General features: G+C 73.9%; 13 protein-coding genes and 1 tRNA gene. 4 read left to right on the top strand and 10 right to left on the bottom strand.

Annotated features, from left to right (window positions below; all coding sequences use genetic code 11):
* The first annotated feature begins 60 nt into the window (after positions 1-60).
* Positions 61-3,612 carry a heterodisulfide reductase-related iron-sulfur binding cluster gene (locus PKA89_RS09315; protein WP_324418937.1) on the top strand — a complete coding sequence of 1,184 codons (3,552 nt, stop codon included), beginning with the start codon at positions 61-63 and terminating at the stop codon, positions 3,610-3,612.
* A 122-nt stretch (positions 3,613-3,734) separates the two neighbouring features.
* On the opposite strand, the gene PKA89_RS09320 is transcribed toward PKA89_RS09315, so the two are convergent.
* The 5 genes from PKA89_RS09320 to PKA89_RS09340 form a co-directional block, all read right to left on the bottom strand.
* A complete protein-coding gene (locus PKA89_RS09320) occupies positions 3,735-4,658 on the bottom strand; it encodes an ABC transporter substrate-binding protein (RefSeq protein ID WP_324418837.1) in 924 nt (307 codons plus the stop codon).
* Positions 4,659-4,732: 74 nt separating this feature from the next.
* Positions 4,733-5,494, bottom strand: coding sequence for an ABC transporter permease (locus PKA89_RS09325; RefSeq protein WP_324418839.1), 762 nt, complete (start codon positions 5,492-5,494; stop codon positions 4,733-4,735).
* A complete protein-coding gene (locus PKA89_RS09330; RefSeq protein ID WP_324418841.1) occupies positions 5,491-6,135 on the bottom strand; it encodes an ABC transporter permease in 645 nt (214 codons plus the stop codon). The genes PKA89_RS09325 and PKA89_RS09330 overlap by 4 nt, the downstream gene beginning before the upstream one ends.
* A gap of 2 nt (positions 6,136-6,137) precedes the next feature.
* Positions 6,138-7,277 carry an ATP-binding cassette domain-containing protein gene (locus tag PKA89_RS09335; RefSeq protein ID WP_324418843.1) on the bottom strand — a complete coding sequence of 380 codons (1,140 nt, stop codon included), beginning with the start codon at positions 7,275-7,277 and terminating at the stop codon, positions 6,138-6,140.
* Between the two features lie 73 nt (positions 7,278-7,350).
* Complete coding sequence (locus PKA89_RS09340) at positions 7,351-7,866, bottom strand: MarR family winged helix-turn-helix transcriptional regulator (RefSeq protein ID WP_324418845.1); 516 nt, start codon at positions 7,864-7,866, stop codon at positions 7,351-7,353.
* Between the two features lie 27 nt (positions 7,867-7,893).
* Here PKA89_RS09340 and PKA89_RS09345 point away from each other — a divergent pair, with 27 nt between their 5' ends.
* Together PKA89_RS09345 and PKA89_RS09350 are read left to right on the top strand one after the other, a co-directional pair.
* Positions 7,894-9,678, top strand: coding sequence for a chloride channel protein (locus PKA89_RS09345; protein ID WP_324418847.1), 1,785 nt, complete (start codon positions 7,894-7,896; stop codon positions 9,676-9,678).
* 49 nt (positions 9,679-9,727) lie between these two features.
* Positions 9,728-11,143 carry an MFS transporter gene (locus tag PKA89_RS09350; RefSeq protein WP_324418849.1) on the top strand — a complete coding sequence of 472 codons (1,416 nt, stop codon included), beginning with the start codon at positions 9,728-9,730 and terminating at the stop codon, positions 11,141-11,143.
* Here PKA89_RS09350 and PKA89_RS09355 read toward each other — a convergent pair.
* The 3 genes from PKA89_RS09355 to dcd form a co-directional block, all read right to left on the bottom strand.
* Positions 11,106-11,795, bottom strand: coding sequence for an alpha/beta fold hydrolase (locus PKA89_RS09355; RefSeq protein ID WP_324418851.1), 690 nt, complete (start codon positions 11,793-11,795; stop codon positions 11,106-11,108). The genes PKA89_RS09350 and PKA89_RS09355 overlap by 38 nt on opposite strands.
* A gap of 82 nt (positions 11,796-11,877) precedes the next feature.
* The gene (gene cutA, locus PKA89_RS09360) at positions 11,878-12,249 is read right to left on the bottom strand and encodes a divalent-cation tolerance protein CutA (RefSeq protein WP_324418852.1); all 372 of its coding nucleotides are present in this window, start codon (positions 12,247-12,249) and stop codon (positions 11,878-11,880) included.
* Between the two features lie 9 nt (positions 12,250-12,258).
* On the bottom strand, positions 12,259-12,834 hold the full coding sequence (gene dcd, locus PKA89_RS09365; RefSeq protein WP_324418853.1) for a dCTP deaminase: 576 nt from the start codon (positions 12,832-12,834) through the stop codon (positions 12,259-12,261).
* 96 nt (positions 12,835-12,930) lie between these two features.
* Between dcd and PKA89_RS09370 the strand changes: the two genes are divergently transcribed.
* Positions 12,931-13,004 (top strand) — tRNA-Gly (locus tag PKA89_RS09370).
* A gap of 91 nt (positions 13,005-13,095) precedes the next feature.
* Here the strand turns inward: PKA89_RS09370 and PKA89_RS09375 are convergent.
* Complete coding sequence (locus PKA89_RS09375) at positions 13,096-14,199, bottom strand: site-specific integrase (protein WP_324418854.1); 1,104 nt, start codon at positions 14,197-14,199, stop codon at positions 13,096-13,098.
* Positions 14,199-14,414 (bottom strand): excisionase family DNA-binding protein, encoded by a 216-nt coding sequence (locus PKA89_RS09380; RefSeq protein WP_324418855.1) that lies wholly within the window; start codon positions 14,412-14,414, stop codon positions 14,199-14,201. Before PKA89_RS09380 ends, PKA89_RS09375 begins: the two co-directional genes overlap by 1 nt.

Genomic DNA, 14,414 nt, shown 5'->3' on the forward strand with positions numbered 1-14,414 from the left:
GCCCTCGCCCCTGCCCTGGCCAGCGACGTCCTCCCCTCCTTCGACGACCGGTTCGGCGGGGTGACGGCCGTGCAGGTCGTCGGCATCGTGCTGTGCCTCGTCGTGCCGACGATCGGCTGGGCGCTGCTCTTCCGGCAGGTCGGCCGGTTCGTGTCGCTCTACCGACTGGGCCGGCCGGACGCCGACCGCACCGGCCGGCCCGCGGCCCGCACCTGGACCCTGGCCAAGGAGTTCCTCGGGCACACGAGGATGTCGCGGCTCAGGGTCGTCGCGGCGGCGCACTGGTTCACGGCGCTCGCGTTCATCATCCTCTTCACGACCCTCGTCAACGCGTTCTTCCAGCTCGTCCAGCCCGACTACCGACTGCCGCTCATCGGGCACTTCGCGCCGTTCGAGTGGGTCGTCGAGGTGTTCGCGTGGGGCGGGCTCGTCGGCATTCTCGTGCTCATGGCGATCCGCCAGCGCAACCACCCGAAGCGGGCCGCCGGCGAGGGCGGGCGGAACTCACGCTTCTTCGGGTCGACCTTCTGGCAGGCCTACTACGTCGAGCTGACCATCCTCGTCGTCACCCTCTGCATCCTCCTGCTGCGTGGCCTCGAGGCGGCGATGGTGCAGCGCTTCGAGCCGGGCACCTCGCTCGTCGGCCACTTCCCGCTGACCGGCTGGATGGCCGGCTGGTGGGCGGGCACCTCGGCGTCGGGCATCGCGGCGTGGGTGTACGTCGTCGCGACCGTCAAGATCCTGGTCTCGTTCGCCTGGATGATCACCATCGCCCTCCAGCCGACGATGGGCGTCGCGTGGCACCGCTTCCTCGCCTTCCCCAACATCTGGTTCAAGCGCGAGGCGTCGGGCCGGGCGGCGCTCGGTGCGGCGAAGCCGATGACGGTGGGCGGCAAGCCGTTCGACCTCGAGGCCATGGAGGAGATGGAGGAGGGCGACCGGCTGGGGGTCGGCGCGGTCGAGGACTTCACGTGGAAGGGCCTGCTCGACTTCTCGACGTGCACCGAGTGCGGCCGCTGCCAGTCGCAGTGCCCGGCGTGGAACACCGAGAAGCCACTGTCCCCGAAGCTGCTCATGATGACGCTGCGCGACCACGCGGACGCCAAGGCGCCGTACCTGCGCGCGCTCGAGTCCTCCGGCGGGGACCCGGAGAAGGCGCTGGCCTCGGTGGCCGCAGCCGCGCAGACCGTGCCCACCGACGGCATCGAGCCGGCCGGGTCGGTCGACGTCGTCGACTGGACCTCGATGGCCCTCGTCGGCGACACCGGCTACGACCCCGCCGCGCCCCTGACGGCGTACAACCCGCACGGCCCGGACGCCGTCATCGACCAGGACGTCCTGTGGTCGTGCACGACCTGCGGCGCCTGCGTCGAGCAGTGCCCGGTCGACATCGAGCACGTCGACCACATCGTCGACATGCGCCGGTACGCGACCCTCATCGAGTCGGCGTTCCCGAACGAGCTCGGCGGCCTCTTCAAGAACCTCGAGGGCAAGGGCAACCCGTGGGGCATGGGCGCCCGGGCGCGCCTCGACTGGGCCAAGGACCTGCCGTTCCCGGTCAAGGTGCTCGGCCAGGACGTGGAGCAGGCGTCCGAGGTCGAGTGGCTGTTCTGGGTCGGCTGCGCCGGCGCCTACGAGGACCGTGCGAAGAAGACGACCCGGGCCGTCGCCGAGCTGCTCGACAGCGCCGGGGTCTCGTTCGCGGTCCTCGGCGACGGCGAGACGTGCACCGGCGACTCCGCCCGGCGCGCCGGCAACGAGCTGCTCTTCCAGACCCTCGCCGCGCAGAACGTCGAGACCTTCGGCGCGTTCGGCGTGACCAAGGTCGTCGTCACGTGCGCGCACTGCTTCAACACGATCAAGAACGAGTACCCACAGCTCGGTGGCTCGTACGAGGTCGTGCACCACACCCAGCTGCTCAACCGGCTCGTGCGCGAGAAGAAGCTCGTGCCGGTGGCCCGCCCGGACGAGGCGCCCGGGATGTCGTCGGCGAAGAACGTCGCGTCGACCGCGGCCTCCGTCACCTACCACGACCCGTGCTACCTCGGCCGGCACAACCACGTCTACACCCCGCCGCGCGAGCTGATCGGCGCGCTGCCGGGCGTCGAGCTGCGCGAGATGCCGCGCTCGGGCGAGAAGTCCTTCTGCTGCGGCGCCGGCGGTGCCCGGATGTGGATGGAGGAGAAGCTCGGAACGCGCATCAACACCAACCGCACCGACGAGGCGCTGGCCACCGGGGCGGAGCGGATCGCCATCGGCTGCCCGTTCTGCCGCGTGATGATCTCCGACGGGCTGACGGCGAAGCAGGCGCAGGGGGTCGGTGACGAGGTCGAGGTCGTCGACGTCGCCCAGATGCTGCTCGCGGCGGTGCGTCGCGGGCAGGATCCCGAGGCCGCTGCTGCTCCGGTGGTCGAGGCCCCGGTCGAGGAGGCCCCGGTCGAGGAGGCCCCGGTCGAGGAGGCCCCGGTCCAGGAGGCCGCCGCGCCGGCGGCTGCGGCTGCCACGGCGGCGGGAGCGACGGCTGCCGCGGTCGCGGAGACCTCGGTGACCGAGGCCGGGAGCAGCCCGGCCGACGACGGTGACCCCTGGGACGAGCCGGCGGCGCCGTCGGGCTCGGCCGCGGCCGCGACCACCGCGGAGCCTGCCGCAGCACCGGCCCCGACCGAGGACGAGCCGGACCCGTGGGACGAGCCGGCCGCCACCGTCGACACGGCGGCCGGGGCCTCGGAGGGCGAACCCTCGCCCGAGAAGGCGAAGGTCGACGCCGCCGCGGCGACCTTCGACGTCGACCCCTGGGACGAGGGCGCCGACACGGCCGCTCCCGCGACCGACCCCTCGGCAGCCACGGCTGCGCCCGACCCCACCGAGGACGAGCCGGACCCGTGGGACCAGCCCGCCGACACGGCCGCTCCCGCGACCGACCCCTCGGCGGCCACGGCTGCGCCCGCCCCCACCGAGGACGAGCCGGACCCGTGGGACGAGCCCGCCGACACGGCCGCCGCGTCACCCGCCGGGGAGACGACGGAAGCGCCGACCGGGGAGGCCGGGTCCGCCGCTGCCGCCACCGACGACACCCCGGCAGCGGTCGAGGACGACGTCGACCCGTGGGACGAGCCCGCCGATCAGGACTCGACGCCTGCAGCGGAGCCGGCGCCCACGCCGACGGAGTCCGTGCAGGAGCCGGAGGAGCCGGAGGAGCCGACCAGCGAGGCCCCCGCCGAGCCGTCGGATGCTCCCGCCGTCCCGGCGGACGTGTCGTTCGGCGGAGACGCCTCGCTCCTCGAGGAGCCGGACCCCTGGGACGAGCCCGCAGGGCAGGCGGCGACGAGCGACGCGGCGACGACGCCGGCCGAGAAGTCGGAGGCGGACGCCCCCGAGGCCTCCGCCGAGCAGGCCGAGCTCGCGTCAGGGGCCGAGCACCCCGAGACCGAGCCCTCCCCCGTGGACGAGGACGCCACAGTCGGCGAGCCGTCCACCCCCGAGGTGGAGGACACGGGCGACGGGGAGCCGGAGGCCGCGGAGAAGCCGGCGCCGTCGACCGGCACGAAGCCGACCGCGGGCTCCTTCGGGGGCGACGCGTCGCTCCTGGACGAGCCCGACCCCTGGGACTGACGCCCCGACGCCACCCGCGCACGGCCCTCACACGAGAAACCCCGGGGTCGCACCGGAAAGGTTCCGGTGCGACCCCGGGGTTTCCGGCACCCGGCGGGAAAGCCGGGCGCCACGGGCGAGGGTCAGCCGAGGCCGTTGCTCGCCAGGAACTCCTGCGCGACGGTCTTCGGGTCCTTCTTGTCGATGTCGGTCTGCTTGAGCATCCCGGCGATCGCCTCGGTCGTCAGTTTGGCCGACACCGCGTTGAGCGCGTCCTTGACCTCATCGGCGCGGTCGGCCCGCACGAGCGGGACGATGTTCTGCGACCCGAAGAGCTTCTTGTCGTCCTCGAGCGTCACGAAGCCGTTGGCCGCGATCGCCGGGTCGGTGGAGAAGATGTTCGCCGCGTCGGCCTGCCCGTTCGCGAGGGCCTGGATGATCGCCTGGCCGGTGAGCGGGCGGAACGACTTGAAGGTGATGCCGTAGGTCTTCTCGAGACCGGGCACGCCCTGCGGCCGCTGCTTGAACTCCGGCGGCGCGGCGAGGGTGAGGTCGCCGGCGACCTTCGCGAGGTCGGAGACCTTGGTCAGCGAGTACTTCTGGGCCGTCTCCTTCGTGACGTTGATCGAGTCGTTGTCCTCGGCGGCCGACTTGTCGAGCACGGTGAGGTCCTTGGGGAGGACCTCCTTGACGTGCGCGTAGACCTCGTCGGCGTCGGTGCCGGAGTACGACTTGTCGTAGAAGAGCGCGAGGGCGCCGGTGTACTCGGGGAACACCTGCACCGAGTTGTCCTGCAGCGCCCGCAGGTACACCTCGCGAGCGCCGATGTTCGTCTTCGTCGTGGCGTCGATGCCCTTGGCCTTGAGGGCGCCGGCGTAGATCTCCGCGAGGAGCGTCGACTCCGAGAAGTTGGCGCCACCGACGACGATCGCGCCGCCGGAGCCGCTCCCTCCCCCGGCGGACGCGGTCGGCGAGTCGGAGGCCAGCGGGTCACTGCCCCCGCCGCAGGCCGTCAGCCCGAGGGCGGCGGCGACGGCGACGGCGGCCAGTGCGGTTCTGCGCTTCATCGGTCGGTCCCTTTCGTGGTGGCCTTGGGGGCCGGTGGCTCGGTGTGCGATGCGTGGGTGGGTCGAGATGGGCTTCAGGCGTGCGCGCGGACGTCAACCGGCTCCGCGGCGGGATCCATTTCCGCCGGGTCGGCATCGTCATCGTTTCGTGACCCACCGACAACGCCCCGCAACCCGGGCGAGACCACCCGGCGCTGCACCAGCGCGAGCAGGCCCTCGAGCGCCACGGCCAGCGCGGCGACGAGGAGCGCGCCCGCGGCCGCCGTCCTGTACTCGCCGTAGGCCTGCCCGTCGATGATGAACCGGCCGAGGCCGCCGAGGCCCGGGTAGGCCGCGATGGTCGCCGTCGCGACGACCTGGAGGGTGGCCGACCGCACCCCGGACATGACGAGCGGCAGGGCGTTGGGCACCTCGACCTGCCAGAGCACCTGGCGGCCGCTCATCCCCACCCCCTTGGCGGCGTCGCGGGCCGCCGGGTCGACGGCCTCGATGCCTGCGTAGGTGCCGGCGAGCAGCGGCGGGACCGCGAGGATCGCGAGCACGCCGATGCTCGGGACGACGTAGGCGAGATCCCCCTGGAGGTGCGGACCCAGCCACAAGGAGGCGGCGAGGAGCAGGCCGAGCGTCGGCACGGCACGGACCGCGTTGGCCGCCGAGACGAGCCACCGGGCCCGACCGGTGTGGCCGATCCACAGCCCGAGCGGGATCGCGACGAGCGCCGCGACGAGCAGGGTGGCGCCGGTGTACCAGAGGTGCTGGAAGAGGCGGTGCGGGACGCCGTCCTCCCCCGACCAGTGCGCCGGGTCGGTGAACCACGCGAGGATCGAGCCGATCATGCGCCCGCCCCCGCCCGCAGCCACGGGGTGACCAGCCGGGCGCCGAAGACGATGACCGCGTCGAGAACGAGGGCCAGCGCCACCGTGGCGAGGATGCCGGTGAGCAGCTCGCCCCAGATGACCCGGTTGTAGCCGTCGATGAGGAGGTCGCCGAGCTGGGACGCCCCGACGAGCGACGCGACCGACACGATGCTCACGTTGCTCACGGCCGCCACCCGCAACCCCGCGGCGATGACCGGTGCGGCGAGGGGCAGCTCCACGCCGAACAGCCGGCGGATCCCCTTGTAGCCCATGGCGGTCGCCGCCTGCTCGATGTGGTCGGGCACCGACCGGAGGCCGTCGGCGACGGTCCGGGCGAGCAGGGCCACCGTGTAGACCGACATCGCGACGACGACGTTGAGCGGGTCGAGGATCTGGGTCCCGAGGATGAGCGGCATGACGACGAACAGGGCGAGCGACGGGATCGTGTAGAGCAGCCCGGTCGTCGTCACGACCGACGGGTAGGAGCGCGGCCACCGCTTGGCCACCCAGCCGAGGGGGATCGCGAAGACGAAGCCGACGACCAGCGGCACCCCCGCGAGGTAGAGGTGCGAGAGGGCGAGGTCGATGACGGTCCGCCAGTTCGACGCGAGCCAGTCCATGCTCAGCCCGCGTCCTCGGCGAGCGTGACGGCCCCGCCGTGCACCGGGTCGTCCTCGTCGCGCTCGGGGCGGTCGGGGTCCTCGATGGCGCTGAGGACCTCGTGGGCCAGGACCGTGCCGACGAGTGCACCGCTGTCGTCCACGACGACCCCGCGACGCGACGGCGACGACAGTGCCGCGTCGAGTGCGCCGCGCAGCGTGCCGCCGGCCCTGGCCACCGTGCCGCCGCGATGCAGGTCGGCGTCCTCGACGGCCCGGTCGCCGATGCGCGCCGGCTCGACCCATCCGAGGGGATGGCGGGCGTCGTCGACGACGAGCAGCCACGCGCCGCCCCCCTCGGGCCGCTCGCCGAGCACGGCCGTGCGCTCGGGGCGCAGCGGCAGCCGCGGAGTGGGCTGGAACTGCAGCGCCCGGTACCCGCGGTCGCGGCCGACGAAGTCCGCGACGAAGTCGTCGGCCGGGTGGGCGAGCAGGTAGGACGGCTCCGCGACCTGGGCGAGGTGCCCCCCGACCCGCAGCACCGCGACCTGGTCGCCGAGCTTGATCGCCTCGTCGATGTCGTGCGTGACGAAGACGATGGTCTTGCCGAGCTCGGCCTGGAGACGCAGGAACTCGTCCTGGAGCTGGTCGCGGACGATGGGGTCGACGGCCGAGAACGGCTCGTCCATGAGCATGACCGGCGGGTCGGCCGCCAGCGCCCGCGCGACCCCGACCCGCTGCTGCTGGCCGCCGGAGAGCTGGGCCGGGTAGCGGTCGCCGAGGTGGGCCTCGAGCCCGACCCGTTCGAGCAGCTCGCGGGAGCGCTCACGGGTCCTCTTCCGGTCCCAGCCGAGCAGCCGGGGCACGGTGCCGATGTTGTCGAGGACCGTGCGGTGCGGGAAGAGGCCGGCGTGCTGGATGACGTAGCCGATCCCGCGGCGCAGCTCTGCCTCGTTCATCCGGCCGGTGTCCTGGCCGTCGAGGGAGATCGAGCCGCGGGTCGGTTCGATCATCCGGTTGACCATCCGCAGGCTGGTCGTCTTGCCACAGCCGGAGGGCCCCACGAGGACGGTGATCTTCCCCGTCGGCGCCGTGAGGCTGAGGTCGTCGACGGCGACCGTGCCGTCCGGGAACTGCTTGGTCACGCCGTCGAAGCGGATCATCCGACGACCCTAACGGGAATCTGCGCAGGTGCGGAGGGCCGGCACCCGCAGGTTCGACGACCGTGACCGGCGCTCACCACCCCTCGGCCGGGACCTCCTGCGGGGTCGGCACCGGTTCGTCGGCGGCCTCGGCGAACGCGGTGAGCGCCGCGACGAGCCCCCGGCGTCGCGACGCGGGCATCCGCTCGACGACCTCGGCGATGGCGGCCCGTCGGCGGTCGGTGACGGTGGCGACGAGCCGGCGGCCGCGCGGGGTGAGCGCGATGACGACGGCGCGTCGGTCGCGGGTGTCCTCGTGGCGGGTGACGAGCCCGGCGGCGAGCAGCCGGTCGACGGTGCGCAGCGCGCTCGAGGCGCCGACGTCGAGCCGCTCGGCGAGCGTGTTGAGCCGGGTCTCGCCGAGGCCGCTCAGCACGACGAGCGTGCGGAACTGGGTGAGCGTCACCGTGTCCTCGACGTCGGCGAGCGAGCGCGCGGACACCGCGACGAGCACCCGGGACGCAACGAGCACCGCGCCGACGATGGCGTCGAGCTCCTCGGCCTCCTCCGGCGGCGGAGCCCCTCCGGCCGCCCCGCGATTTTCCCTCATGGATGCAACTATTGCATACTGCAACTCATGCCCTCGACCGCCGCCGCTCCCCGTCCGACCCCGATGTACGGCCGGTGGCGGCGGGTCACGACCCAGGCCGAACGGATGCGCGGATCGCGCGGCGGGTTCCTCGCGATGGCCCTGCTGGTCGGTGCCGGCACGGCGGCGGCGGCCGTCCTCTTCCGGTGGCTCGTCGCCACCTTCACCCGGGTGTTCACCGGGCACGCCGACTACGCGGCGGTCCCGGGCGCGGCCAACCCGCACGTGCCCGGCCTGGGTCGCTGGTTCGTGGTCCTCGCACCGGTCGTCGCCGGTCTCCTCTACGGCCCGCTCGTCCACCGCTTCGCCCGGGAGGCCCGCGGCCACGGCGTCCCCGAGGTGATGTACGCGGTGGCCCGCAACGGCGGGCGGATCAAGCCGCAGGTCGCCGGGGTCAAGGCGCTCGCGTCGGCGCTGTGCATCGGCGGCGGCGGGTCGGTGGGCCGCGAGGGACCCATCGTCCAGATCGGGTCCGCGCTCGGCTCGACGATCGGCCGGGTCGTGCGGGTCACCGAGCCACGGATGCGGGTGCTCGTGGCGTGCGGCGCAGCCGGCGGCATCGCGGCCACCTTCAACGCCCCGCTCGCCGGCGTCTTCTTCGCGATGGAGCTGATCCTCGCCGACTTCACCGCGCAGTCCTTCGGGCTCGTCGTCCTCTCGGCCGTCACGTCCTCGGCGATCGGACGCGCGGTCCTCGGCGACGAGCCGTTCCTCGCCCTGCCCGCCTTCACGGTCCAGCACCCGAGCGAGTACCTCCTCTTCGCCGTGCTCGGCGTCGTCGCCGGCGGCGCGGGCGTCGCGTTCACCAAGATCCTCTACCGGGTCGAGGACGTCTGCGACGCCGTGTGGCGCGGCCCGGAGTGGGCCCGGCCGGCCGTCGGGGGGCTGCTTCTCGGCCTGGTGCTCCTCGTCCTCCCGCAGATGTACGGGGTCGGCTACCCGGTGCTCGGTGACGCGATCGACGGCCGGTACGCCATCGCCTTCCTCCTGCTGCTGCTCGTCGGCAAGATGCTCGCGACGTCGCTGACCATCGGCATCGGCGGCTCCGGCGGCGTGTTCGCGCCGAGCCTGTTCATCGGGGCGATGCTCGGCGCGGCGTTCGGGGCGGTGGCGCACTCGGTGCTGCCGGGGGTCGCCGGCCCGGTCGGCGCCTACGGCCTCATCGGGATGGGCGCGGTGTTCGCCGGCGCCGCCCGCGCCCCCATCACGGCCGTCATCATCATGTTCGAGCTGACCAGCGAGTACTCGATCATCCTGCCGCTCATGACGGCCATCGTCATCGCCACCCTCGTCAGCCACGCGCTCTCGCACGACTCGGTCTACACGCTCAAGCTGCGCCGCCGCGGGGTCGACCTGGGGGCGCCGGCGCCGGAGTCCGCCGCCGCCCGCACGCCGGTGCGCGAGGTGATGCGGCCCCTGCCGCGGCCGGTCGAGGGCGGCACACCGCTGCGCGACGTCGCGGCCCGGCTCTCCGGGACCAGCTACGGCGTCCTGCCGCTGGTCGACGCCGCCGGCGGGTACCACGGCGTCGTCACCGCCCGGGCGGTCTCCGAGGCCCTCGTCGACGGCCGGCACGAGGTCGAACCGGCCGAGATGGTCACCGAGCTGCCCGAGCGGGTCCGGGTCACCGACACCCTCGACCGGGTCCTCGACGCGCTGAACCAGAGCGGGGTCGGCGGCATGCCGATCCTCGACGAGGACGGCGTCGACCCCGTCGGGTGGGTCACCTACCGCGACGCCCTCGCGAGCATGCGGGCGCGCCCGCCCGGCTGACCCGCACTCGGCCGGGATGCGATCGGGGCCGCCGCGCGTTGGGGTCGAGGTGACCGCCGCCCAGGAGACCGTGCCACCCGACGAGCACCTCGACCGGCGCTCCCCGCGCGGGCGCCGCGTGCTGATCGGCCTCGTCCTCGGCAGCGGCGTCGCCATCCTCGACGGGTCGGTCGTCAACGTCGCGCTGCGCACCATCGGCACCGACCTCGGCGCCTCGCTCGCCCAGCTCCAGTGGGTCGTCAACGGCTACCTCCTCGCGCTCGCGTCGCTCGTCCTCGTCGGCGGGGGCCTCGGCGACCGCTGGGGCCGTCGGCGCGTCTACCTCGTCGGGGTCGGGTGGTTCGCCCTCGCGTCCGCCCTCTGCGCCGTGGCCCAGACGCCGGGTCAGCTCGTCGGGCTCCGGGTGCTCCAGGGCGTCGGCGGCGCGCTCCTCACGCCGGGCGCCCTCGCCATCATCCAGACCTCGTTCCGGCCGGCCGACCGCGCGGCGGCCATCGGCACCTGGGCCGGCCTCTCCGGGGTCGCCGCCGCGGTCGGCCCGTTCGTCGGCGGCTGGCTCGTCGACCACGCCTCGTGGCGCTGGGTCTTCGGCATCAACGTGCCGCTGTGCGTCGCCGTCGTCGCGCTCACCGCCCGGGCCGCCCCGGAGAGCCACGACCCCGATGCCGTCGGCCGCCGCTTCGACGTGCTCGGCGCCGGCCTCACCGTCGTGGCACTGGGCACGACGACGTACGTGCTCACCGCGTCGCAGACCCTCCCGGTCGCGGGGCTCGTCGGCGGCTGGCTGCTCGCCGTGGCGGCCGGCGTGGGCTTCGTCGTCGTCGAGCGGCGCTCCCGACATCCGCTGATGCCGTTGTCGCTCTTCGGTTCCCGCGTGTTCTCGGCCGCCAACGCGATGACCCTCCTCGTCTACGGGGCGCTCGGGGCGATCACCGTCTTCGTCGTCCTCGAGCTGCAGGCCGCCGGATGGAGCGCCCTGGCGGCCGGCCTCTCGACGCTGCCCCTGACCGTCGTGATGCTCCTGCTCTCCTCGCGGGCGGCGGCCCTTTCGGACCGCATCGGCCCCCGCCTCCCGATGACCGTCGGACCCCTCCTGTGCGCGGCCGGCGCCCTGCTGCTCCTCCGCGTGGACGCGCACGCGGGCTGGTTCGACGTGCTCCCCGGGATGGTCGTCTTCGCGCTCGGGCTCGCCTCGCTCGTCTCGCCGCTCACCGCCGCGGTGCTCTCGTCGGCCCCCGACCGGCACGCCGGCGTCGCGAGCGGCGTCAACAACGCCGTGGCCCGGGCCGGCTCGCTCCTCGCCGTGGCCGCCCTGCCCGCGGTCGTCGGGCTGCGCGGCGACGCCTACCTCGACCCGGTCGCGATGACGAGCGGCTTCCGCGGGGCGATGCTGTGGTGCGCCGGCCTCCTCGTGGCCGGTGGAGTGGTCAGCTGGGTCGGTCTCGGCGGAGCAGCGCGCCGGTGACGAAGTCGGCGACCGTGCGGTGCCACTCGGCGGCCCGCCGGAGCATCGCGTGGCGCTCGCCGCGCACTCGCACCCAGGTGACGTCGGCCCCGAGCTCGTCCCACCGGTGCGCGACGAGGGCGGTGCGGCGCGGGTCGGTCATCCGGTCGGCGGAGCCGTGCATGAGGAGCACCGGCGTGCCCGCGCGCGGCGGGCGCAGGTCACCCTCGACCCACGGGGCCAGCCCGGCGACGGCCGCGACCCCGGGCTCGGCGGCGAGGGTCAGCGCGACCCGGCCGCCCATCGAGTGGCCGACGAGGGCCACCGGGACGCCCGGCAGGACGCGACGGATGCGCTCGAGCGCCCAGCGCGCGTCGACGACGGGGTCCTGGGAGTGGCCGTTCCAGCCGCGCACGCGGTAGGTGAGGCGCAGGACCGCGAGCGACCCGCCACCGGCCCGGCGGATCGACTCGGCGAAGGGCAGCATCCGCAGCACGGCCAGCTGGAACCGGGTCACCCGCTGACGGCTGTTCTCGCGCCCCCCGTGGAGGACGAGGACGACCCCCGCGGGGCGGTCGGGGACGAACCCGCGCAGGCGCGCACCGCCGCCGCCGTCGGGGGCGAGCAGCAGGGCCTCGAGGGTGCGCGGGCGGGACGGCTCGGGTCGGCTCATGGCATGGGTGGGTGCGAGCCCGGCCGGGACCGGCCGGGTGCCCGTGGCGCGCTCCTGCATCGCGTCGCGTACCCCTCTCGGGTCAGGCGGGTCCGGCCGTGGCTCCTCGGACGGTGGTCCGCACCCACGATGCGTACCCGGTGTCGGCGTCCGTGACGGGGACCGCCAGCACCTCGGGCGTGTCGTAGGGGTGTTCGGCGCGGACGAGCTCGCGGATGGCCGTGAAGTGGGCCGCCGTCGACTTCACGAGGAGCAGGTGCTCCTCGTCCTCCTGCACCGCCCCGTCCCAGACGTAGACCGAGGTGATGCCCGGCACGACCTGGACGCAGGCGGCGAGGCCCGCGTCGACGAGGGCGTGCGCGAGGTGGAGGGCGCTCGCGCGGTCCGGGGTCGTGACGTGGACCTCGACGAGGGCGTCGCCCGCCGGGTCCGGGGTCGTCGCCGGCTCCGTCACCGCGGCGGCTCAGACGTCGGCGCGGTGGAAGTTCTGGAAGCTGCGGCTGGCGGTCGGGCCGCGCTGGCCCTGGTAGTGCGAGCCGTAGCCCTCGGAGCCGTACGGGGTGTCGGCCGGGCTGGAGAGCCGGAAGAACGCGAGCTGGCCGATCTTCATCCCCGGCCAGAGCATGATCGGCAGGGTCGCGACGTTGCTCAGCTCGAGGGTGACGTGGCCGGTGAACCCGGGGTCGACGAAGCCGGCCGTCGCGTGCGTGAGCAGGCCGAGGCGGCCGAGGCTCGACTTGCCCTCGACGCGGGCCGCGAGGTCGTCGGGGAGGGAGACGGTCTCGAGGGTGCTCCCGAGGACGAACTCGCCCGGATGCAGGACGAAGCCCTCCTGGGGGTCGACCTCGACGAGCCGGGTGAGGTCGGCCTGGTCCTGGGCCGGGTCGATCACCTGGTACTTGTGGTTGTCGAAGAGCCGGAAGAACTTGTCGAGGCGCACGTCGACGCTGCTCGGCTGGATCATCGCCGGGTCCCACGGGTCGAGGGCCACCCGCCCGGCGTCGACCTCGGCCCGGATGTCACGGTCGGAGAGGAGCACGCCGTCAGGCTACCGGTGACCGATCGGGGTGGGTGCGGCACCGTGGCCCGGTTCGGTTAGACTTCCGGGCGCCGGGGAGGTCGCTCGACCCGGCACGCCGATGTAGCTCAATGGTAGAGCGCCAGCTTCCCAAGCTGGACACGCGGGTTCGATTCCCGTCATCGGCTCCACCGCATCACCGCAGGTCAGGCCACATGCGGCCGACCCGCCCCCTCACCGGCACCACGGCGCAGGTGCCTCGCGTGCCCAACGCGTGCCCAATCACCGCCCGGCACCCCCGCTGAGGACCTGGTTCAGGGTCGCCGCGATCCGGGCGTCCCGCTCCGCCGTGGCGTGCTGGTAGATGAGCGCCGCGCGCATGCTCGCGTGCCCCATCCGGTGCATCAGCTCGCGCGTGCTGGCCCCCGACGCGGCAGCGAAGTGGTTGCCCGTGTGCCGCAGGTCGTGCAGGTGCACGCGCGGGTCCAGGTCGGCCGCCGACCGGGCCGCGGACCACACCTTCGTCCAGTTCGACCGGTGCAGGGTGTTGCCCCGATGGCCCACGAACAGCCGGCCCTCGGGCCCGTCCTCCGCGAACGCGTCGATGTGCTGCTCGATGTCCTCGCGGAGCCCGAGCGGGAGGGCGATGGTCCGCAGACCCGCGCGCGACTTCGGACCCTTGACCACCAGCCGGCCCCCGACCTCCGAGACCGAGCGCCGCACCGTCAGGGTCATCAGGTCCAGGTCGAGGTCGTTCCGCTGCAACCCCATCAGCTCACCCCACCGCAGCGAGCCGTACACCGCCAGCAGCACCACGAGCCGGTAGCGCGGCTCGATCACCTCCGCCAGCCGCGCGACCTCGACCGGGGTGAGGATCGGCCGTTCCGACGCCACCTCCGTCCCCGCGCCCTTGATCCGGCACGGGTTCCGCAGGATCACCTCGTCATCCACCGCCGTCGCCATGATCGAGCGCAGCAGCCGGTACGCCTTCGCGATGGTCGACTCACCCACCCCCGCGTCCTGACGACCCTGCCGCCACCGACGCACCAGCGCGGGTGAGACGTACCGCAGCTGGACCTCGCCCAGGTAGGGAGCGAGGTGCAGCCGCAGCAGTGTCGCGTACAGCTCGCGGGTCCGGCCCGTGATCGTCGCCCGCTCCGCCACCCAACGAGCCGCGTACGTCCCGAACGTCACCCCGGCCAGCGACGGGTCCACCCACCGCCCGGTCGCCATGTCCGCCGCCACGATCGCGTACGCCGCCTCGGCCTCCGCCTTCGTCCGGTGGGTCTGCTCCAACGTCCGGCGCAGCCCGTCGAGGCCGGTGTACCGGACCTGCCAGCGCCCGGACGGCAGCCGGCGGATCGACCCCCGCACCCGCTTGCCCATCACGCACTCCGCCCGCGTGACGGCAGCGGCTCCACCGTCACCGCGGCCAGGTACTCCGGCACCGCCGACGCCGGGAACCGCAGGTGCTTCCCCACCCGCAGGAACCGGATGCGCCGTGCCGCCACGAGCTGCCGCACGAACCCGTCCGCCGTGCCCAGCACCTCCGCCACCTCGTGCACCGTCAACAGCCGCTGCATCTCCGTCGTCTCGTCCAT

The sequence above is a fragment of the Phycicoccus sp. genome, assembly GCF_035325325.1.
GTDB lineage: Bacteria > Actinomycetota > Actinomycetes > Actinomycetales > Dermatophilaceae > Phycicoccus.